A 20,370-nucleotide genomic window follows, 5' to 3' on the forward strand; every position below is an offset into this window, starting at 1 on the left:
GAATCCTCCGCCGGGCGGCTTCTTGGCATTTCCGCCTTCCCGGCGTTTTCCCCTCCTGCCCCGGGCATGAGGTCCCATCGGTCCCATCGGGCAGAGATTGAGGAGTCGCAGGTGCAGCTTGTGGTCGGCCGTATCGGCAAGGCACACGGCATCAAGGGCCAGGTGACCGTCGAGGTCCGTACCGACGAGCCGGAACTGCGGCTCGCGCCGGGTGCGGTGCTGATGACGGACCCTCCCTCGGTCGGCCCGCTGACCATCGCCGACGGCCGGGTGCACAGCGGCCGGCTGCTGCTCACCATCGAGGGCGTGACCACCCGCAGCGACGCCGAGGCGCTGCGCAACACCCTGCTGATCGCCGAGGTCGACCCCGAGGAACTCCCCGAGGATCCCGAGGAGTACTACGACCACCAGCTCGTCGGACTCGACGTGTTCACCGCCGACGGCGAGGCGGTGGGCGAGCTGACCGAGGTCGTGCACCTGCCGTCGCAGGACCTGCTCATGGTCCGCCGCTCGGACGGGCGCGAGGTGATGATCCCGTTCGTGCACCAGATCGTCCCGGAGATCGACCTGGAGAACCAGCGCGCGGTGATCACCCCGCCGCCGGGTCTGCTGGACGCGGAGAACGCGGTGCTCGCGGTGCCGGACCCGGAGGCGGGCGAGGCCGAGCCGGGCGAGCGCAAGCCGAGGAAGAGCAAGCCGAGGAAACTCACGGCCGCCGAGCGGGCCGAGGCGAAGGCGGCCCGGGCCGCGGCGAAGCCGGCGCCCGGCCCGAAGCCGGAGCCGGGGGCCGCGTCGGAGTCGGGGCAGGACCCCTCGTGAGGATCGACGTCGTCACGATCTTCCCCGAGTACCTCGCGCCGCTGGACGTCTCCCTGGTCGGCAAGGCGTGCGCCAAGGGGCTCATCGACGTACACCTGCACCAGTTGCGGGACTGGACGTTCGACGTGCACAAGACCGTCGACGACAGCCCGTACGGCGGCGGCCCCGGCATGGTTATGAAGCCCGAGCCGTGGGGGCTCGCGCTGGACGCGGTGCTGGAGCAGGGCCGCGGCGAGGCCGCCGCCGTGCCGCGGATGATCGTGCCGACCCCGTCCGGGCGCCCGTTCACCCAGGACCTCGCGGTCGAATTGGCCGACGAGCCCTGGCTGTTGTTCGCGCCCGCCCGGTACGAGGGCATCGACCGGCGGGTGTTGGACGAGGCGGCCACCCGGATGCGGGTGGACGAGGTGTCCATCGGCGACTACGTGCTCGCCGGCGGCGAGGTCGCCGTGCTGGTCATGGTCGAGGCGGTGGCCCGACTGCTGCCCGGCGTGCTCGGCAACGCCGAGTCGCACCGGGACGACTCGTTCGCGCCCGGCGCGATGGCCAACCTGCTCGAGGGGCCGGTGTACACCAAGCCCGCGCAGTGGCGCGGTCGCGAGGTGCCGCCGATCACGGTGTCCGGGAACCACGGCGCGATCGCCCGGTGGCGGCGGGACGAGGCGCTGCGCCGGACCGCCGCACACCGGCCCGACCTGATCGCCAGGATCGATCCGGGAGCGGTGGACAAGAAGGACCGGGCCACCCTCGCCGAGCTCGGCTGGGTCGAGCGGGACGGCCGGTTTCAGCCGGCCGAGGCACCTGTGGCAGACTGAGACGCTGTTGCCATGTCCCGATCCGGACCGGGTTCCCCGGGAGCCGGACGGCACCCCTGCCACAGGGGGAGCGCCACTCGGGAGCGGCGACCCCACACCTGTGACCACGAAACCCGTGGGTGACCTGTGGCACCCACGAGAAAGCGACGCGAGATGAACAAGCTCGACCACATCGATGCCGCATCCCTGCGGGACGACGTCCCGGACTTCCGTCCCGGTGACACCCTCAAGGTGCACGTGCGAGTCATCGAAGGCAACAAGTCCCGCGTCCAGGTCTTCCAGGGCTTCGTGCTGCGTCGCCAGGGTGACGGCATCCGCGAGACCTTCACGGTCCGCAAGGTCAGCTACGGCGTCGGCGTGGAGCGCACCTTCCCGGTGCACACCCCGGTGATCGAGAAGATCGAGCTGGTCACCCGCGGCGCGGTCCGTCGCGCGAAGCTGTACTACATGCGCGACCTGCGCGGCAAGGCCGCGAAGATCAAGGAGAAGCGCACGGACCGTCCGAGCCGCTGACCCGTACGTTCCACCCGGGGTGCCTCGACCGTGTCGAGACGACCCGGACGCTAGGCTCGTTCGTGATGGACGACGCAGAGCAGAGCAAAGGCCGTGCCTCCACGGCGGAGGAATCCGCCGGTACCTCGTCCACCGAGGTCGTGGAGGCGCGGCCTTCGCGTGTCTCGGATCGGGCACGGAGCGCGGACGGCGACGGGAGCGGGCCCGAAGGGGCGGTCGCCACGGTCGCGGAGGCGGTCAACTCCCCGCACCCGGCGAAGGATTCGCCCGCGGAGCCGACTCGGGTGCCGGCCGCGGACCCGGAGCCCGCGGCGGCCGCCGACCTCGGCGCGGATCCGGTCGCGGAAGCCGACTCCGACGCCGATCCGGCGGTGCAGCGGGACGAGTCCGCGGATGCCGATGCCGATGCCGACTCGGAGGACGAGGACGAGGAGGCGCCGCCCGCGCCGGGCCGGCGACGGATGCCCGCGTGGGTCGAACTGCCGCTGCTGGTCGCGGTCGCGATGGTGGTGGTGCTCGCGGTGAACTCGTGGGTGGCCCAGCCGTTCGTGATCCCCAGCGGTTCGATGGAGAACACCCTTCAGGTCGGCGACCGGGTCCTGGTCAACAAGCTGGCCTACGAGTTCGGCGACATCCGGCGCGGCGACATGATCGTCTTCGACGGGCGCGGCTCGTTCACTCCCGAGGACACCGACAAGCCCAACCCGGTGACCGGCGCGCTGCGCAAGCTCGGCGGGGTGTTCGGCTTCACGAACCCGGACGACAACGACTTCGTGAAGCGGGTGATCGGGATCGGCGGCGACGTGGTCAAGTGTTGCGACGCGCAGGGTCGGATCACCGTCAACGGGGTGCCGCTGGACGAGGGCGACTACCTGCATCCGGGCGACAAGCCCTCGGACTTCCCCTTCGAAGCCGAGGTGCCCAAGGGCAAGCTGTGGGTCATGGGCGACCACCGCAGCAACTCGGCCGACTCGCGCGATCACCTCGGCGAGCCCGGCGGCGGCATGGTGCCCGAGAGCCGGGTGATCGGGCGCGCGCAGTGGATCATCTGGCCGTTCGGCCGGATCCAGGGCACGGACCGGCCGAAGACGTTCGAGCGGTCGGACTTCGACCGTCGTGGGTAAGCGCGGCAAACCCAAGGGCGGCGCCCGCGCCGCCGGCCCCTCCGGGCCGAGCGCGGGCCGGGACGTCACCGGCGCCGCCGTCCCGCCCCCGGGGTCGGCCGGCGCGGTGGTGCTCGGCGAGGCCGAACCGGCACCCGTGGCACCCGCGAGGCCCCCGGCACCCGCGGCACCGTCGGTGGAGACGGGCAGGCCCAAGCGCCGCCGCCGCGGCAGGCGTTCGCGGCGCAAGGACAAGGTGGTGCCGCTGTGGCGCGAGTTGCCGATGCTGGCGGTGATCGCGCTCGCGCTCGCGCTGCTCATCAAGACGTTCCTCGTGCAGGCGTTCTACATCCCGTCCGGTTCGATGGAGCACACCATCAACGTCGGCGACCGGGTGCTGGTGGACAAGTTCTCGCCGTGGTTCGGGTGGACTCCCGAACGCGGCGAGGTGGTGGTCTTCCGGGACCCGGGCGGGTGGTTGGGCAAGAAGAACTCGGACGATCCGCCGCCGGGACTCAAGCAGGTCAAGCAGGGCCTGGTGTTCGTGGGGATGCTCCCCTCGGACGACGAACAGGACCTGATCAAGCGGGTGATCGGGGTCGGCGGCGACACGGTTGCCTGCTGTGACCCCTCCGGTCGGATCACCGTCAACGGCGTCCCGCTGGACGAGCCCTACCTGTACAAGGGCAACGCACCCTCCGAGAAGAGGTTCAGCGTGACCGTGCCCAAGGGTCGGTTGTGGGTGATGGGCGACCATCGCGGTGATTCCGCCGACTCGCGGGCACATATGGACCGGCCCTATCAGGGCACGATCCCGGAGGGTGATGTGGTCGGTCGGGCATTCGTGGTGGCCTGGCCGTTCGGTCGGGCGCATCGACTGCCCGTTCCGGAGACGTTCGGGAACAAAGCCCTGTCGGTTGCGATTCTCCCGCCCACCCCGGTCGTTATGGGAATGGTGGGTGCGGTTCCGCTGGTCCTGCTACGCCGACGTGTACGCTCGCGCCGGCGCATGCCGGACCCTTGGGGTCGACATCGACCCGGCGACGTGCGCGGCACGGGTCGGAAATCATCAAGACAGAGCTGTGGGCAGCCGGTGGACAGCCCCGACCGGGTGCCGTCCGGCCTGCACGGGTACGAGGAGGCGCCGTGGGGGAAGTCGTGATCGGAGCGCGATCCGCTGGTGGAGACGACGATCGTGGGCGGGAGCCGCACGAGCGGCATCCGACCGACGCGCCGCACGATCCCGGAGCGCCACCGACCCAACCAACGAGCGGGGACGGGCCCACGCAGTCGCCCGATCTGGTGAAACGACCAGCAAACGGCGCCGCCCCCGACGCGGCGCCGATCTTCCCGCCGGCGGGCCCGACCCCCACCCCCGGCGGCGGCCCGGGCGACGGTTCGCCGCCCGACACGGACGGTCCCGGCGGGCCCGGCGGCTCCGGTGGATCGGACGAGCCGCAGGATTCCGGCGACGGCGAGGGTGCCTCGGACTCGGGCGAGCGGCGGAAGAAGAAGGGGTCGTTCTGGCGGGAACTGCCGCTGCTGCTGCTGATCGCCATCGTGTTGGCGCTGCTCATCAAGACCTTCCTGGTCCAGGCGTTCTCGATTCCCTCGGAGTCGATGGAGAACACCATCAAGGTCGGCGACCGGGTGCTGGTGAACAAGTTCTCGCCGTGGTTCGGCGCGGAGCCCGAGCGCGGTCAGGTCGTGGTCTTCCACGACCCGGGCAATTGGCTCCAGGAGGCCCCGAAGCAGTCCGACAACGCGGTGGTGCGCGGACTGCAGAAGGGCATGTCCTGGGTCGGCCTGATGCCGTCCGCGGACGAGAAGGACCTGATCAAGCGGGTGATCGGAGTCGGCGGCGACCGCGTGCAGTGTTGTGACGCGCAGGGCCGCCTGATGGTCAACGGCAAACCCTTGGACGAGAGCTCGTACCTCAAGAAGGGCGTGGCCCCGTCGACGAAGGTGTTCGACGTGACCGTGCCCAAGGGCCGGATCTGGCTGATGGGCGACAACCGCGACAACTCCTCCGACTCGCGCTATCACATGGACCAGCCGGGCAACGGGACGGTCGACAAGGACCAGGTGATCGGGCGCGCGTTCACCGTGGTGTGGCCGCTGAACCGGATCCACGGACTCGGGGTGCCGGGCACGTTCGATCAGCCCGGTCTCGGGCTCGACGTGATCGGCGGTACGCCGATGGCGGCCGGGCTGATCGGGGCCGTGCCGCTGGTGTTGTGGCGGCGGCACCGTCGGGCCGGGGCGGACGACGCGTCGGACGCGCGGGTGAGCACGCGCGATCCCTCGGGAGCGCCGCCCACCTGAGCGTGGGCCCTCGCGCACGGCCGGGTCGCTCGGGAATCCTTCTCCCGGGCGACCCGGCCGTACGCGTTCGGGGCACAATCCGTGGATGACGACTCAACCCGTGTCATGGCCCGGAGATGTGCCCGAGCCGGTTCCGGACTACCCCGCCGACCTGGCTCCCGACCTGGAACGCCGCGCCGTGCGTGTGGTGCTGCTCGACCCCGACGATCGGGTGCTGCTCTTTCGCACCCACGTCCCCGAATCCGATCCGCAGCACTGGTACGACCTGCCGGGCGGCGGCCTGGACCCCGGCGAGAGCTACGTGGACGCGGCCGTCCGGGAGATCCTGGAGGAGACCGGCCTGCGGATCGCGCCCGCGGATGTGGGCCCGCCCACCTGGCGGCGGAGTGTGACCTGGGTGCGACCGGGGCATCGGCGGGTGCAGCACGAGTTCGTGGTGCTGGTGCGGATCGCCGAGCGTACGCCGAAGGTCTGCGAGGATCGGTCGCTCTGGACGGCCGACGAATTGGCCGAGTACCAGGAGGCGGTGTGGTGGACGCCGGCCGAGATCGCGGCGGCTCCGGCACGGTTTTATCCGGGACGCCTGCCCGAGTTGTTGCCCGCCTTCCTGGCCGGCGAATTGATCGACGAGCCGTTCGAGCGCTGGAACGGCTGAGCCGCGCCGGGCGGCCGGGATCTGCGGATCCGGGCCGAACGGCTGCTCCCGGACGGTTGTGCCATGGTGCGCCGGTGGCCACGTGGGTCGCCGGTACACAATGGGAGACGTCAGCGAAGCGCAGGAGCGAGGGGCGCGCATGAGTGCGGAAGATCTCGAAAAGTACGAGACCGAGATGGAGCTGCAGCTCTACCGCGAGTACCGCGACGTCGTGGGTCTCTTCAAGTACGTCATCGAGACGGAAAGGCGCTTCTACCTCACCAACCAGTACGAACTGCACGTGAGGTCGGCCGACGGGGAGGTCTTCTTCGAGTTGTCCATGGCGGACGCGTGGGTGTGGGACATGTATCGACCTGCGCGATTCGTGAAGAATGTCCGCGTCCTTACCTTCAAGGACGTCAACGTCGAGGAACTGACCAAGAGCGAGTTCGAGATGCCCGCGGGCAACGAAGGGTTCGGCAACTGAGCGAACCCGCACACCCGCGAGGGCGGCGTCCACAGCGGCCGAGTTGTGCACAGGCGGACGCGGAACGACTCTCGACCACCTCCGGTTCCGGCACCGTCGGGGCCGGAGGTGGTCGTTGTGCGGACCGATGCGGCCGGCGGCGAGGACCGGGGCGAACAGCCCCGGGGTGCGGGACACCCGGACGCCGGGACCCCGAGTACGGGAGATCCGGGCGCGGATGGCCGGGGCGCGCGGAGCCGGGGTGCGCCGGGCCGGCAGTCGCGGAACACCGCCGTGGGGCGGTACGGCGAACGGGTCGCCGCCCGGTTTCTGGCCGAGGCCGGGATGGCCGTCCTGGACCGGAACTGGCGCTGTCGTGACGGCGAGATCGACATCGTCGCGCGGGACGGGCCCACGCTCGTGGTGTGCGAGGTCAAGACCCGGCGCGCGGGCGGCTTCGAGCATCCCTTGGAGGCGGTCGGCGCGGTCAAGGCGCGGCGACTGCGGGTGCTCGCGGAGCGCTGGCTGCTCGCCCATCCGCTCGGCTGCCCGCCGGGGCGCGAGGTGCGCATCGACCTGGTCGCGGTGGTCCCGGCCGAGCGCGGGGCGGCCCTGGTCGAGCACATCCGAGGGGTGGGCTGAGCATGGGCTTCGCACGCACACGCTCGGTCACCCTGCTCGGTGTGGACGGCGTGGTGGTGGAGGTTCAGGCCGACCTGGAGCCGGGGGTGACCACCTTCACGCTGGTGGGCCTGCCCGACAAGACCCTGGTGGAGTCGAAGGAGCGGGTCCGCGCCGCGCTCGTCAACAGCGGTGAGGAGTGGCCGCAGCGGCGGCTCACGGTGGGCCTGTCGCCCGCGACCGTGCCCAAGACCGGCTCCGGGTTCGACCTGCCGATCGCGGCCGCCGTGCTGGCCGCGGCGGGCGTGCTCGACCCCCGCGCGATCGAGGACCTGGTGATGGTCGGCGAACTGGGCCTGGACGGGCGCCTGCGGCCGGTGCGCGGGGTGCTGCCGGCGGTGATGGCCGCCGCCGCGGCCGGCTGCGGGCGGGTCGTGGTGCCCGCCGTGGTGGCCTGCGAGGCCGAATTGGTGCCCGGGATCACCGTGTGCGGGGTGACCTCGCTGCGGCACCTGCTCGCGCTGCTGCGGGGCGAGCCGGTGCCGGTCGAGGAGCGGGCGGTGGCCGACATCGGCCTTGGCCCGGACCCGTTGGCCGTGGTCGGCACCCTGGCCGCCGGTCCCGCGCCGGCCGGTGCGCAGCCGGCCGACCTGGCCGACGTCGCCGGACAGGGCCGGGCCCGCCGGGCCCTGGAGGTGTGCGCGGCGGGCGGACACCACCTGTTCCTGCTCGGCAGCCCGGGAGCGGGCAAGACGATGCTGGCCGAACGGCTGCCCGGGATCCTGCCCGCGCTGGATGGTCCGGCCTCGCTCGAGGTCAGCGCGGTGCACTCGATCGCCGGCACCCTGCGCCCGGACCTGCCGCTGGTGACCGTGCCGCCGTTCTGCGCGCCGCACCACAGCGCCACGATGCCCGCCATCGTGGGCGGCGGCAACGGCCTGCCGCGCCCGGGCGCGGTGTCCCTGGCCCATCGCGGCGTGCTCTTTCTGGACGAGAGCCCGGAGTTCAGCGGGCGGGTGTTGGACGCGCTGCGCCAGCCGCTGGAGTCCGGCACGGTCACCGTGGCGCGCAGCGGCGGGATGTTGTGCTTCCCGGCGCGGTTCCTGCTGGTGATGGCCGCCAACCCGTGCCCGTGCGGGCGGTTCTCCGGGCGCGGCCTGGACTGCACGTGCTCGGTGCTGATGCGGCACAAGTATCTGTCCCGGCTGTCCGGGCCGCTGATGGACCGGATCGACGTACGGGTGACCGTGGACGCGGTCTCCCGGGCCGAGCTGTTCGCGCCGGAGGGGACGGGGGAGCGGTCCGAGGTGGTGGCCGCGCGGGTGCTCGCGGCCCGGGAGCGGGCCGCGTGGCGGCTGGCCGGGACCGGGTGGGCGGTCAACGCCGAGGTGCCCGGACGCGAGCTGCGCACCCGCTGGAGCATCGAGCCGGACGCGCTGGACCGGGCCGCCCGGGACATGGAGCGCGGCCTGCTCACCGCCCGGGGCCTGGATCGGGTCCTGCGGGTCGCCTGGACCGTCGCCGACCTGCGCGGGCACGAGCGGCCGGGCCGGGACGACGTGGACGCGGCGCTGGAGCTGCGGACCGGGATCGTCCGGGGCGACTCGGCCGGCGACGACGGGCCCGCCCGGTGACCGGGCCGGACCCGCTGCCGTGGGGCGACGCGGACCCGGCGGTCCGGGCGGCCCGAGCCGAGGCAGCCCGGGCAGCCCAGGCGGTCTCGGCGGTCCCGGTCGGCGCGGACGCGGCGGACGGCGAGGACGAGCGGGTGGCCCGGGCCGCGCTGACCCGCCTGGTGGAGCCGGGTGACGCGGCGTTCGGCCGCGCGGTGCGCGTGCACGGCGCCGCACGGCTGCTGCGCGACCTGTGCGGGCCCGGACCGCTGCCGGTGGAGCTGGCCCGGCGGGATCCGGCGGGCTACCGGGTCCGGCTGGGCGGCCACGACCCGCGGGCGGACCTGGCCCGGATCGCCGGGCTCGGCGGCGCCTTCGTGGCTCCGGGCGATCCGGGCTGGCCCAGCCAGCTCGACGACCTCGGGGACGCCCGGCCGCTGGGCCTGTGGGTCCGCGGCGCGGCACCGCTGCGGCTCGCCGCGCTGCGCTCGGTGGCGGTCGTGGGCGCGCGGGCGTGCACCGACTACGGCGCGCACGTGGCCGCGACCCTGGCCGCCGACCTGGCCGAGGCGGGCTGGACGGTGGTCTCCGGCGGCGCCTACGGCGTGGACGCCGCCGCGCACCGGGGCGCGCTGGTGGTGGCCGGGCGTACCGTCGCGGTGCTCGCGTGCGGGATCGACGTGAACTATCCGCGCGGCCACGAGCGGCTGCTCGCGCGGATCGCCGAGGAGGGCACGCTGGTCACCGAGCTGCCGCCGGGCGCGCATCCGACCCGGTACCGCTTCGTCGAGCGCAACCGGGTGATCGCCGCGCTGACCAGGGGCACCGTGGTGGTCGAGGCGGCGCTGCGCAGCGGTGCGCTGATCAGCGCGCGTCGGGCGGCGCGGCTGGGGCGCCGGGTGATGGGCGTGCCGGGGCCGATCGGCTCGCCGAGTTCGGCCGGGGTGCACGCGCTGCTGCGCGAGCCGGGATCGGTGCTGGTGACCCGGGCGGCCGAGGTGATCGAGGAGGTGGGGCTGATCGGCGACGACCTCGCACCGGTGTTGGCCGGTCCGACCCGGCCGGGGGACGACCTGGCGCCCGAGACGCGTCGGATCCTGGAGAGCGTGCCGATCCACGACACGCTGTCCACGGCGCTGATCGCCCGCGAGGCCGGCGTCGCGCCCGCCGCCACCCGCCGCCACCTCGACGTCCTGGCGGGCCGGGAACTGGTCGATCGCACCTCGAAGGGGTGGCGTCGCCGTGGCGGTGCTTGACCTGGGGCGGCAGTGATCATCACCGTGAGGGGAGGCCCAATCGAGGAGGTGCCATACCCCGTGACCGACGAGAGCGCGGCCGAGGAGAGCGGCCCCGACCGGATCGCCCCGCCGCCGGTCGGACCCGCCCGAAGGACGGAGCGTGATCCGGCCCACCGGCTCGCCCGCCGGCCGCGCGCCCGGCACGCCGCCACAACCGGCCGGCTCGAACGCGCGTACCCGACCGGTACCGGCCCGGCGTGCGACGACACGCCCGTACCGGCCCACGACCTCGCGGATTCGCCGGCCCCCGGACAGCGCCGCGGCGCGGCGGGTGCGCCCGTCCGGGCCGGCGCGTTCGGCGCCGGCCCCGGGTGCGCCATGGCGCACCCGCCCGGCACACGCGGGCGGGCACGCGCGCTGCCCCGGGACCGGCGCCTCGCGCGCGCCCTCGGGCGGTGGATCACCGCCGGTGGGCGGCGGCACGCGGGCTCGATCGCGGGGCCCGCCGCCCGGCGGATCGCCCCCGGGCCGCGTGCGCCCCGCCCGAAGCCGCGAAGGCGCCGGGCAGCCGCTCCCGCGACCCCGCCCGAGACCGCGCACCACGATCCGCGCGACCTCGGCCGCACCGCCGTGAGCCGGCCGATCGGGGCAGGACCCGATCTTCGTAGCGCTCGGCACTCGCCAGGTCACGCTACGCTCGCGAATACCCAGATTTGCACGCACGTCTCCGTGGAACGACACAAGGCCACGCATGCCCAAGCAAACCCCAGGGCGTAAGAGCGCCACCGCGGCCGGCTCCCAGGACGGACCGGCCGTCACCGTCGAGGACGGTGGCGCTTCCAACCGCGCGCTCGAGAACCTCTGGAGCGACTTCAAGCGCTCGGGGGATCCCACCCTGCGGGAACGCCTCATCCTGAATTACTCGCCGCTCGTGAAGTACGTCGCCGGGCGGGTCGGCGTCGGACTTCCGGCCAACGTGGACCAGGCCGACTTCGTCTCGTACGGGATGTTCGGCCTGATCGACGCGATCGAGAAGTTCGACCTCGACCGCGCGATCAAGTTCGAGACCTACGCGATCAGCCGCATCCGAGGCGCGATCATCGACGAACTGCGCGCGCTGGACTGGATTCCCCGGTCCGTGCGGCAGAAGGCCCGCGCGGTCGAACTGGCCTACGCGGGCCTGGAGGCCAAGCTCAACCGCACGCCCTCGGAGGTCGAGGTCGCCCGCGAGATGGGCATCGCGCTGGAGGACCTGCACGCGATCTTCAGCCAGCTCTCGCTGATCAACGTGATGGCCCTGGACGAACTCCTGCACACCGGCCAGGACGGCGGCGACCGGCTCAGCCTGGTGGACACGCTGGAGGACACCACCGCCGACGACCCGGTCGAGGTGGCCGAGAGCCGCGAGATGCGGCACCTGCTCGCCCGGGCGGTCAACGCGCTGCCGGAACGGGAGAAGACCGTGGTGACGCTCTACTACTTCGAGGGCCTGACCCTGTCCCAGATCGGCCAGGTGCTCGGGGTCACCGAGAGCCGCACCTGCCAGATCCACACCAAGGCGGTGCTGCAACTGCGCGGCAAGTTGTCCGACGCGCGATGAAGGTTTCGCGCGTTGTTCGCGGTCCGGCCGTCGTCGGATGTCGGTGCGATTCCTTAATGTGGACAAGTGGACAGCAAATCGGCACGCACGGCGGCATCTCGAGCGGGACGACCGGTGACCGCGGATCGATCGATCCGCGGTCACTACGAACCCGAGGACCTGGCCCGATGGGTCCCCGAGCCCAACAAGCGGCCCGGGCGCACCGCGTTCGAACGCGATCGGGCCCGGGTGCTGCACTCGGCCGCGCTGCGCCGGCTCGCGGGCAAGACCCAGGTGGTGGTCCCCGGCGAGACCGCCGCCGCGGGCCAGGACAGCCCGCGGACCCGGCTGACGCACTCGCTCGAATGCGCCCAGATCGGCCGTGAGCTGGGCCAGGCGCTGGGCTGCGATCCCGACCTGGTGGAGACCGCGTGCCTGGCGCACGACCTGGGCCACCCGCCGTTCGGGCACAACGGCGAGCGCGCCCTGGACGAGGCGGCCAAGAGTTGCGGCGGCTTCGAGGGCAACGCGCAGAGCCTGCGCCTGCTCACCCGGCTCGAACCCAAGACGTTCGGCCCCGACGGCCGCAGCGTGGGCCTGAACCTGACCCGCGCCGGACTGGACGCGGTGCTCAAGTACCCGTGGCCGCGCCGCTCGGACACCCACTCCTACGGCGCCTACGACGACGACCGCGCCGTGTTTGACTGGGTACGCGGGGACGCCGACCCGAGCCGCCGCTGCCTGGAGGCCCAGGTGATGGACTGGTCGGACGACGTCGCCTACTCGGTGCACGACCTCGAGGACGCGGTCCAGTCGCATCGACTGGACCTGGTCCGGCTGCGCGACCCGGGCGAGCGGCGCGAGTTGCTCGACCTCACCGTGCGCCGCTACCGCCCCGACTGCGAGGCCGACGAACTCGGCGAGGCGCTGGACCGGCTGCTCGCGCTCGACTTCTGGCCGGCGGGCTACGACGGCTCGCGCCGAGCCCAGGCCCGGCTCAAGAACGCCACCAGCGGCCTGATCGGCCGCTTCTGCCTGGCCGCCGAGCACGCCACGCGCGAGTTGTACGGCACCGAGCCGGTCACCCGCTACGCCGCCGACCTGATCGTCCCGCGCGCGATCCGGCTCGAATGCGCGGTGCTCAAGGCGGTCACCGCGCGCTACGTGATGGCCCGCGAGGGTGCCGAGCGGCTGCGCGAACGACAGCGCGCGGTGCTCACCGAACTGGTCGAACTGCTGTCCGCCGACGCGCCGGAGAGCCTGGACGCGTCGCTGCGCGAGGACTGGGTCGAGGCCGCAGACGACGCGGCCCGGCTGCGCGTGGTGATCGACCAGGTGGCCTCGCTCACCGACCGCGCCGCGATCACCCTGCACGCGGCGCTGAGCGCGCGGTGACCGCGCCGGTCGCCGCCCACGCCCGTCCGGTCGACCCGTAGACTCGACGATCGTGGCCGGCCGTATCCGTGAGGAAGACGTCAGGCGGGTCCGCGAGACGGCACGCATCGCGGAGATCGCCGAACAACACCTGCAACTCCGCAACGCGGGCGGAGGAAACTTCAAGGGGCTGTGCCCCTTCCACGACGAGAAGTCCCCGTCCTTCCAGGTCAGCCCGGCGAAGAACCTCTGGTACTGCTTCGGCTGCGGCGAGGGCGGCGACGTGCTCGACTTCGTCATGCGCCTGGACCACACCACGTTCTCGGAGACCGTGGAGCGACTCGCGCAGCAGTACGGCATCGAGCTTCGCTACGAGGAGGGGGGCTACACCCCCGGCCGTCAGCAGGGTCGGCGCACCCGCCTGGTCGAGGCACACAAGATCGCCGCGCGCTGGTTCGCCGACCAACTCGCCGGCCCCGAGGCGGAGACCGCCCGCCGCTTCCTCGCCGACCGCGGCTTCGAACAGGACGCCGCCGAACACTTCTCGCTCGGGTACGCGCCCAAGGGCTGGGAGAACCTGGTGCGATTCCTGCGCGGCAAGGGCTTCACCCCGCAGGAGATGCTGGAGGGTGGCCTGGCCAGCGAGGGTCGCAACGGTCCGATGGACCGCTTCCGGGGCCGGCTGATCTGGCCGATCCGCGACATCACCGGCGACGTGATCGGCTTCGGAGCGCGCAAGCTCTACGACGACGACAACGGTCCCAAATACCTGAACACCCCCGAGACGCCGATCTACAAGAAGTCCCAGGTGCTCTACGGACTCGACCTGGCCAAGAAGGAGATCGCCAAGTCCGGCCGGGCGGTCATCGTCGAGGGCTACACCGACGTGATGGCCTGCCACCTCGCCGGCGCCGGAACCGCGATCGCCACATGCGGCACGTCCTTCGGCGACGAGCACATCAAGGTGCTGCGCCGGCTGCTGATGGACTCCGGCGAGTTCCGCGGCGAGGTGATCTTCACCTTCGACGGCGACGCGGCGGGCCAAAAGGCCGCGCTGCGCGCGTTCGAGGAGGACCAGAAGTTCGTCACCCGCACCTTCGTCGCGGTCGAGCCGGGCGGTCTGGATCCGTGCGACCTGCGCCTGGAGAAGGGCGACGAGGCCGTGCTCGGCCTGATCGACGCGCGCGTCCCACTCTTCGAGTTCGCCATCAAGAGCCGGATCGAGGGCCACGACCTGTCCACCGCCGAGGGCCGGGTGGCCGCGCTGGACGCCGCCGCGCCGGTCATCGCGGGCATCAAGGACCAGGCCCTGCGGCACACCTACGCGGTCCGGCTCGACTCGATGCTCGGCTTCCTGGACGAGCGGTTCGTGGTCGGCCGGGTCGCCCAGATCAACCGGTGGCAGCGCGAGCGCGCCGCGCGCGGCGAACGCGGCACGGGCCCGGGCCAGGCGCCCCCGCAGTCCGGCCGACCGGCCCAGACCCCGCAACGACCCGCCGGCTTCCGGCCGGACCCGCGAGACATGTGTCAGGCCGTGCAGCGCGAGGTGCTCAAGCTCGCGCTACAGGCTCCCGAGCTGGTGGCCCCGGCGTTCGACCACTACGAGGCCGACGAGTTCACCGCCCCGTCGTACGCGGCCGTCCGGGCCGCGATCGCGGCCGCCGGCGGCGTCTCCTGCGACCTCGCGCCGACCCCGAACTGGGTCGCCGAGGTGCGCGCCGCCGCACCCGACGACACCATCCGGCACATGGTCACCGAGTTGGCGGTGGAGAGCCTGCACCGCACCGCCGAACCGGACCGCGCCTACGCCGACGGCAACCTGGTCCGACTGCGGGTGTTCTCCGCCGAACGCCGGATCGCGGACGCCAAGTCCCGCCTGCTGCGCATCGATCCGGTCCGCGACGCCGACGCGTACGCGCTGGTCTGGCAGGAACTGACCACGCTGGAGACGTACAAGCGCGCGCTGGTCGACCGAGGCGCCGAGGCGCTGTACGCCCCCGGCGGCTGATTCGCCCGCCCGCCGGCCCGAAACCGCCCCGGCGGGGCCGGCACGCCACGTCGATCGCCGCGATCGCCCGTGCGCCGGGCGAGATTTCCGCGCCTGGCTCTCGGCTACAGGCCCCCTCGTACAGCAGACTGGGGAAGGTGCATCGGCACACCAGACGGGGGAAAACGCCCGGCGGCGACCCCGCCCACACGGATCGGACGGATGAGCCTGAACCGGGCCCGGCCACCGTCCTCACCCAGCACGCCACCCCAGGAACCGCGCCACCCGTGCCGGACGCGGCACCCGCACCGACCGCGGCCGCCGTGTCGCACACGGCCGAGCAGACCACGGGAGCGGACACCGACGCCGAGTCGGACGACACTCCGCGGCCGGCCGAGTCCGGCGGCTCGTCCGCCGACCTGCTGCGCCAGTACCTGCGCGAGATCGGCCGAGTGCCGTTGCTGAGCGCCGCGGACGAGGTCGATCTGGCACGCCGGGTCGAGGCCGGCCTGTTCGCCGAGGAACGCCTGCTCGACGACCCGCCCGCCGACCCCGCCGCCCGCGACGCGCTGGCCACCCTGGTCCGCGACGGCGAGCGGGCCAAACGCCGCCTGATCGAGGCCAACCTGCGCCTGGTGGTCTCCATCGCCAAACGCTATGTCGGCCGCGGCCTGGGCCTGCTCGACCTGGTCCAGGAGGGCAACCTGGGCCTGATCCGGGCGGTGGAGAAGTTCGACTACACCCGCGGCTACAAGTTCTCCACCTACGCGACCTGGTGGATTCGCCAGGCGATGAGCCGGGCGCTGGCCGACCAGGCCCGGACCATCCGGGTCCCGGTGCACGTGGTCGAGTTGATCAACCGGGTCATCCGGGTGCAGCGCCGGCTGTTGCAGGAGCGCGGCGAGGAGCCCACCGCGGAGGACGTCGGCGAGGTCCTCGACCTGACCGCCGAGCGGGTCACCGAGATCCTGCGGCTGGCCCAGGAGCCGGTGTCGTTGCACACACCCGTCGGCGAGGACGAGGTGCTCCTGGGCGACATCGTCGAGGACACCGACGCGACCTCCCCGGCCGAGGCCGCGGCATACCTGATGCTGCGCGAGCACCTGGAGGCGCTGCTGTCCACCCTGGGCGACCGGGAACGCCAGGTGGTGCAACTGCGCTACGGGCTCGCCGACGGCGAACCGCACACCCTGGAGGAGATCGGCCGGGTCTTCGGGGTGACCCGTGAGCGAATACGCCAGATCGAGTCGCGCACACTGTCCCGACTTCGCGAACGGTCGTACTCGGAGCAACTGCGAGGCTATCTCGACTGATCCCTACTGTTCCGAGGTTCGTCTGCTGTCAGAATTCGCCCATGCCGACAAGCCCGACACCCACCCTCGTCGCCGGGGTGCACTGCTCAGCGCGCCAGTTGCGCATCCTCGTCTGCGACGCCGCGAGCGGTACGCCCCTGCGCCAGGGGCGCGCCGCGTACGCCGAGGGCGCCGCGACCACGCCCGGCGCGTGGCTGCGGGCCTTCGGCGAGGCCGCGGCGGGCGGCCTCCTCGACGGCGTGGCGGCGATCGGGGTGGCCGCCCAGAACCACGGCGCCGTCCCGCTGGACGCGCAGGGCGTGGTACTCGGGCATCCGCTGCCCGGGGACGACCTCGGGGCCTCCGGGGCCGCCGCGGACCTCGTGGACGCGCTGGGCGGGCCGGGGGCGTGGACGGTCGCGACCGGATCGGTGCCCGGTTCGTCGTCGGCAATCGCCCAACTGCGGCGATTCGCCCGGTTCGAACCCGACGCGGTCACCCGGATCGCCTCCGTCCTGCTCCCGCACGACTGGGTCACCTGGCAACTGCTCGGCTGCCCGCCGGAGCCGGTCACCGACCGCGCGGACGCCTCGACGACCGGCTACTACGCCACCACCGGCGAGTGGCGTGAGGACCTGTTGCACCTGGCCATCGGCCGGGTCCCGCGCACGCCGCTCGTGCTGCCGCCGGGCGGCGCCGCCGGGCGCACCCCCGAAGGCGTGCTGGTCTCCGCCGGCACCGGCGCCGAGGCGGCCCTGGCGCTGGGCGCGGGGCTGTCCGACGGCGACGTGGTGGTGGCGATCGGCACCACCGGCACCGCCTTCGCACCGCACCCGGTGTCGGTGGCCGACCCGACCGGGGTGGTCGCTTCCTACGCGGACGCCACCGGGCGATACCTGCCACTGGTGCGCACCCTCAACGCGGCCCGGGTGCTGCGCGGCACCGCGTCGATGCTGGGACTGGACGCCGAGGAGTTCGACCGGGTCGCGCTGGAGTCCACCCCGGGCGCCGCCGGACTGGTGCTGCTGCCCTACCTCGAAGGCGAGCAGATCCCCGACCTGCCGCACGCGGCGGGCACGCTGACCGGGCTGCGCCGGGAGAGCATGACGCCGGCGTCGCTCGCCCGGGCGTCGGTGGAGGGCATGTTGTGCGGCATCTCGGACGCGCTGGACGTGCTGCGTGATCGGGACGTGGCGGTGGATCGGGTGATTCTGGTCGGCCCGGGCGCGCGCTCGGCCGCGGTGGCCACGATCGCGCCGGCGCTGCTCGGGTTGCCGACGGCGGTGCCCGCGGCGGCGCTCGCCGGGCGCTACGTGGCCCAGGGCGCGGCCCGGCAGGCCGCGTGGGCGCTGTTCGGCGTGCTCCCGGCGTGGCCCTCGGGGGTGGGTGTGTTCCCGGAACCGGGCGAGGAGGAACTGGCGCTCGGCGACGCGGTCCGGGCGCAGTATCGCGAGGTGCGTGATCGGCTGCACCCGGGCGCGGTGGCGCCGCCGCGCGAGGGTGCGGACGCGGGTGGGCGCCACCGCAGGGGGTGATCGGCCGGGGCGCCGACCGACGGATGGTCGGCCGGCGCCGGACAGGCCCGATCCGCGGCCCCGCCCGACCGATGCCACCGGCCGTCGCGGGTGCCGCGGGTACTGCGGCGACGCGGGTGCTTGCCCGCATCGGGCGCCTACGGGTACTACAGCCCCTGTCCGTAGCGCGGCGGCGTCACCGACGTGCCGTTCGTGCCGTGCCGGCCGAACCGGTCCGGCAGGTGCCGACCCACCCGCTCGGGCAGGTGCTCGCCGATCGCCCGACCGGCCTTGACGCCGGCCCCGCGGCCGAGTTCGGCCGCCGCGTGCCCGGCCTTCTGGGCGGGCGGGCTGCCCGCCACCGTGCCGGACAATTTCCGGATCTGCTCGTACCGCTCACGCCCGGCCTTCGCCCCCAGCACGTAGCCGATGGCGAGGCCGGTGACGAAGGTGAGCTTGTTGATCATGGTGTCCTCCGCGGTCGTGTGTCCCGCCCGTGCACGTCAGCGCCTACCCGGGCGCGGTGCGTAGGCAACCTGTGAGGTCCTACCGGAAAAACCCTGGTGCGGGCCACCCCTCGGAATGCGCTAATGTATTCCACGCAGCGACCGCCGAACGGTCCGACGCAATCCCGCATAGCTCAATTGGCAGAGCAGCCGGCTGTTAACCGGCAGGTTATTGGTTCGAGTCCAATTGCGGGAGCCACCGGAAGCGCCCACCAGGTTCACCTGGTGGGCGCTTCCGCGTTGCCCGGCCGGGCTACTCGCTCCCGGTGCGGGCCCAGAACTCGCGCCACGACGCCCACGCCTGGGGCAGCTCCGCCTCGGTGATCATCGGGTTGTTCGGGAAGTGGAAGCGGTCGGGCACGGCCAACGGGTGCTCCAGCACGTCGGCCGCGTAGAAGACGCTCGGCTTGCGGCTGCGGAAGTACCACCGCCCGTCCCGCCGTTCGTAGCGGTCCCGGTAGATCATCGGCATCACCACCCACAGGTCGCCCACCTCGTGCTCCGGGCGGCAGTACACGACGCCCGTGGCGTGGTCCTGGTCCACCAGGTCGATCACGTGGTTCCCGATCAGGTGAAAGGTGATCCCGTACGGGCGCAGCACCGGGTCGAACCACCGGGCCAGGGCGTCCCGGCCGACCCCGCCGTCACCCGTGCGCACGTCGTCCACGAACAGCGCGGCCAGCGCCGGCACGTCCCGACCGTCCAGGGCGAGCGCGTAGCGGGCGGCGAGTTGGCGGATCTGCTCGTGCGCCTCCAGGCGATCGAGCCGGGTGGTGATCGGGTCCGACATGCTGCCTCCGTAAGCTGACGGTCAGTCAGATATCACCGTGTCAGATGCCCGGCCGGGACGATGCCCCGGGTCCGCGCGTTCGGCACCCACCCGTGGGGAGCGGTCGCATGGTCGACGTCGGCATCTACCTGGACCTGCGCAACCCGGTCGAGTGGCGGCAGGACTGGTCCCGGTTGTACGCGTTCACGCTGGAGTTGTGCGAGGAGGCGGACCGGCTCGGAGTGCACTCGATCTGGACCACCGAGCATCACGGCTTCGACGACGGCTACCTCAGCCAGCCGCTCACCCTGGCCGCCGCGATCGCCGCCCGCACGAAGCGGGCCCGGATCGGCACCGGCGTCACGATCGCGCCGCTGCGGCACCCGGCGCACCTGGCCGAGGAGGCGGCGATCGTGGACCTGGTCAGCGGCGGTCGGCTGGAACTGGGCATCGGCACCGGTTACCGGAAGCCCGAATACGACCTGTTCGACCGGTCCGACCTGATCGGGACCCGGTTCTCGGCCACCGACGCGAGCGCGCGCGAGATCCGCAGACTGTGGGAGAGCGGGACGATCACGCCGGGGCCGGTCCAGCGCCGGCCGCGGATCTGGCTCGGCTACCAGGGGCCGCAGGGTGCGCGGCGGGCCGGGCTGCTGGGCGAATCGCTGCTGACCGCGAATCCGGCGATGGCAGCCCCGTACCTGGATGGACTGCGCGAGGCGGGTCACGACCCGGCCGGCGCCCGGATGGCCGGGCTGCTGAACGGATGGATCACCGAGGACCCCGAGCGGGACTGGCCGGTGGTCTCCCGACACCTGGCGCACCAGTGGGACGGCTACCACCGGTACGCGGTCGAGGGCACCGACGCCGCACCGCCGCGTCCGATCGACCCGTACCGGTGGCGGGCGCGCGGACTGTCCGCCGCGCCGGGCCACTTCCTGCACGCGACGCCCGAGGACGCGGCCCGGGAGATCCGGGCGTACGTGGCCGATACGCCGATCGAGACGGTGTGGTTCTTCGCGTCGTTGAGCGGCATGGACGAGGAGATGGCGCGCGCACACGTGACGACGCTGTGTTCGCGACTGGCGCCACTGGTGGCGTGACCCGGGCACCGACCCTCGGGGCCGGCCGGGACGGCGCGGCGCCGGCGCTCCCGACCGCCGCCCGGGCGCGCGGGCGCGGGTCGGGCGGCGGTCGGGCGA

The 20,370-nt window shown here is 72.9% G+C and carries 19 protein-coding genes and 1 tRNA gene; 18 read left to right on the forward strand and 2 right to left on the reverse strand.

Features of this window, described 5'->3' with window-relative positions:
* The first annotated feature begins 111 nt into the window (after positions 1–111).
* From rimM to ACIRL2_RS07780, 16 genes are all read left to right on the forward strand, one after another.
* Positions 112–819, forward strand: a complete 708-nt coding sequence (rimM, locus tag ACIRL2_RS07705) for a ribosome maturation factor RimM (RefSeq protein WP_402230800.1) — start codon at positions 112–114, stop codon at positions 817–819.
* Positions 816–1,634: a tRNA (guanosine(37)-N1)-methyltransferase TrmD gene (trmD, locus tag ACIRL2_RS07710; RefSeq protein WP_395872680.1), complete on the forward strand. Its 819-nt coding sequence runs from the start codon at positions 816–818 to the stop codon at positions 1,632–1,634. Before rimM ends, trmD begins: the two co-directional genes overlap by 4 nt.
* Positions 1,635–1,787: 153 nt before the next feature.
* Positions 1,788–2,147: a 50S ribosomal protein L19 gene (gene rplS, locus ACIRL2_RS07715; RefSeq protein WP_395872682.1), complete on the forward strand. Its 360-nt coding sequence runs from the start codon at positions 1,788–1,790 to the stop codon at positions 2,145–2,147.
* A gap of 65 nt (positions 2,148–2,212) precedes the next feature.
* Entirely contained in the window at positions 2,213–3,271 is a 1,059-nt protein-coding gene (lepB, locus tag ACIRL2_RS07720; RefSeq protein WP_402230803.1) for a signal peptidase I, read from the forward strand.
* The gene (gene lepB / locus ACIRL2_RS07725; protein ID WP_402230805.1) at positions 3,264–4,412 is read left to right on the forward strand and encodes a signal peptidase I; all 1,149 of its coding nucleotides are present in this window, start codon (positions 3,264–3,266) and stop codon (positions 4,410–4,412) included. The genes lepB (ACIRL2_RS07720) and lepB (ACIRL2_RS07725) overlap by 8 nt, the downstream gene beginning before the upstream one ends.
* Positions 4,413–4,552: 140 nt before the next feature.
* Positions 4,553–5,575: a signal peptidase I gene (lepB, locus tag ACIRL2_RS07730; protein WP_395872688.1), complete on the forward strand. Its 1,023-nt coding sequence runs from the start codon at positions 4,553–4,555 to the stop codon at positions 5,573–5,575.
* A gap of 85 nt (positions 5,576–5,660) precedes the next feature.
* Positions 5,661–6,230 (forward strand): NUDIX hydrolase, encoded by a 570-nt coding sequence (locus tag ACIRL2_RS07735; protein WP_395872690.1) that lies wholly within the window; start codon positions 5,661–5,663, stop codon positions 6,228–6,230.
* Between the two features lie 139 nt (positions 6,231–6,369).
* Positions 6,370–6,696 carry a DUF2469 domain-containing protein gene (locus ACIRL2_RS07740; RefSeq protein WP_395872691.1) on the forward strand — a complete coding sequence of 109 codons (327 nt, stop codon included), beginning with the start codon at positions 6,370–6,372 and terminating at the stop codon, positions 6,694–6,696.
* A 273-nt stretch (positions 6,697–6,969) separates the two neighbouring features.
* A complete protein-coding gene (locus ACIRL2_RS07745; RefSeq protein ID WP_402230808.1) occupies positions 6,970–7,317 on the forward strand; it encodes a YraN family protein in 348 nt (115 codons plus the stop codon).
* A 2-nt stretch (positions 7,318–7,319) separates the two neighbouring features.
* Entirely contained in the window at positions 7,320–8,930 is a 1,611-nt protein-coding gene (locus tag ACIRL2_RS07750; RefSeq protein WP_402230809.1) for a YifB family Mg chelatase-like AAA ATPase, read from the forward strand.
* Positions 8,927–10,165, forward strand: coding sequence for a DNA-processing protein DprA (gene dprA, locus ACIRL2_RS07755; protein WP_402230812.1), 1,239 nt, complete (start codon positions 8,927–8,929; stop codon positions 10,163–10,165). Before ACIRL2_RS07750 ends, dprA begins: the two co-directional genes overlap by 4 nt.
* A gap of 733 nt (positions 10,166–10,898) precedes the next feature.
* Positions 10,899–11,747 carry an RNA polymerase sigma factor WhiG gene (gene whiG / locus ACIRL2_RS07760; RefSeq protein WP_395872698.1) on the forward strand — a complete coding sequence of 283 codons (849 nt, stop codon included), beginning with the start codon at positions 10,899–10,901 and terminating at the stop codon, positions 11,745–11,747.
* Positions 11,748–11,861: 114 nt separating this feature from the next.
* Complete coding sequence (locus ACIRL2_RS07765; RefSeq protein ID WP_402230815.1) at positions 11,862–13,121, forward strand: deoxyguanosinetriphosphate triphosphohydrolase; 1,260 nt, start codon at positions 11,862–11,864, stop codon at positions 13,119–13,121.
* Positions 13,122–13,173: 52 nt separating this feature from the next.
* A complete protein-coding gene (gene dnaG, locus ACIRL2_RS07770; protein WP_395872702.1) occupies positions 13,174–15,108 on the forward strand; it encodes a DNA primase in 1,935 nt (644 codons plus the stop codon).
* Between the two features lie 137 nt (positions 15,109–15,245).
* Positions 15,246–16,400 carry an RNA polymerase sigma factor gene (locus ACIRL2_RS07775; RefSeq protein ID WP_402230818.1) on the forward strand — a complete coding sequence of 385 codons (1,155 nt, stop codon included), beginning with the start codon at positions 15,246–15,248 and terminating at the stop codon, positions 16,398–16,400.
* Between the two features lie 41 nt (positions 16,401–16,441).
* A complete protein-coding gene (locus ACIRL2_RS07780) occupies positions 16,442–17,914 on the forward strand; it encodes an FGGY-family carbohydrate kinase (RefSeq protein WP_395872705.1) in 1,473 nt (490 codons plus the stop codon).
* A 146-nt stretch (positions 17,915–18,060) separates the two neighbouring features.
* Here the strand turns inward: ACIRL2_RS07780 and ACIRL2_RS07785 are convergent, their stop codons facing one another.
* Positions 18,061–18,360: a YtxH domain-containing protein gene (locus tag ACIRL2_RS07785; protein ID WP_395872707.1), complete on the reverse strand. Its 300-nt coding sequence runs from the start codon at positions 18,358–18,360 to the stop codon at positions 18,061–18,063.
* 162 nt (positions 18,361–18,522) lie between these two features.
* Between ACIRL2_RS07785 and ACIRL2_RS07790 the strand changes: the two genes are divergently transcribed.
* Positions 18,523–18,598 (forward strand) — tRNA-Asn (locus ACIRL2_RS07790).
* A gap of 54 nt (positions 18,599–18,652) precedes the next feature.
* Here ACIRL2_RS07790 and ACIRL2_RS07795 read toward each other — a convergent pair.
* Positions 18,653–19,189 carry a nuclear transport factor 2 family protein gene (locus tag ACIRL2_RS07795; RefSeq protein WP_395872709.1) on the reverse strand — a complete coding sequence of 179 codons (537 nt, stop codon included), beginning with the start codon at positions 19,187–19,189 and terminating at the stop codon, positions 18,653–18,655.
* 107 nt (positions 19,190–19,296) lie between these two features.
* Between ACIRL2_RS07795 and ACIRL2_RS07800 the strand changes: the two genes are divergently transcribed.
* Positions 19,297–20,271: an LLM class flavin-dependent oxidoreductase gene (locus ACIRL2_RS07800; RefSeq protein ID WP_395872711.1), complete on the forward strand. Its 975-nt coding sequence runs from the start codon at positions 19,297–19,299 to the stop codon at positions 20,269–20,271.
* The last annotated feature ends 99 nt before the right edge of the window (positions 20,272–20,370 follow it).

Source organism: Embleya sp. NPDC127516 (assembly GCF_044765325.1).
Classification (GTDB): domain Bacteria; phylum Actinomycetota; class Actinomycetes; order Streptomycetales; family Streptomycetaceae; genus Embleya.

What these genes read in the sequence shown, in the direction of transcription:
- ACIRL2_RS07750 (WP_402230809.1), top strand. Translation starts at nt 7,320, where the DNA reads ATGGGCTTCGCACGCACACGCTCGGTCACCCTGCTCGGTGTGGACGGC.
- ACIRL2_RS07785 (WP_395872707.1), bottom strand. Translation starts at nt 18,360, where the DNA reads ATGATCAACAAGCTCACCTTCGTCACCGGCCTCGCCATCGGCTACGTG.
- ACIRL2_RS07735 (WP_395872690.1), top strand. Translation starts at nt 5,661, where the DNA reads ATGACGACTCAACCCGTGTCATGGCCCGGAGATGTGCCCGAGCCGGTT.
- ACIRL2_RS07740 (WP_395872691.1), top strand. Translation starts at nt 6,370, where the DNA reads ATGAGTGCGGAAGATCTCGAAAAGTACGAGACCGAGATGGAGCTGCAG.
- ACIRL2_RS07800 (WP_395872711.1), top strand. Translation starts at nt 19,297, where the DNA reads ATGGTCGACGTCGGCATCTACCTGGACCTGCGCAACCCGGTCGAGTGG.
- whiG (WP_395872698.1), top strand. Translation starts at nt 10,899, where the DNA reads ATGCCCAAGCAAACCCCAGGGCGTAAGAGCGCCACCGCGGCCGGCTCC.
- rplS (WP_395872682.1), top strand. Translation starts at nt 1,788, where the DNA reads ATGAACAAGCTCGACCACATCGATGCCGCATCCCTGCGGGACGACGTC.
- lepB (WP_402230803.1), top strand. Translation starts at nt 2,213, where the DNA reads ATGGACGACGCAGAGCAGAGCAAAGGCCGTGCCTCCACGGCGGAGGAA.
- ACIRL2_RS07795 (WP_395872709.1), bottom strand. Translation starts at nt 19,189, where the DNA reads ATGTCGGACCCGATCACCACCCGGCTCGATCGCCTGGAGGCGCACGAG.
- ACIRL2_RS07780 (WP_395872705.1), top strand. Translation starts at nt 16,442, where the DNA reads ATGCCGACAAGCCCGACACCCACCCTCGTCGCCGGGGTGCACTGCTCA.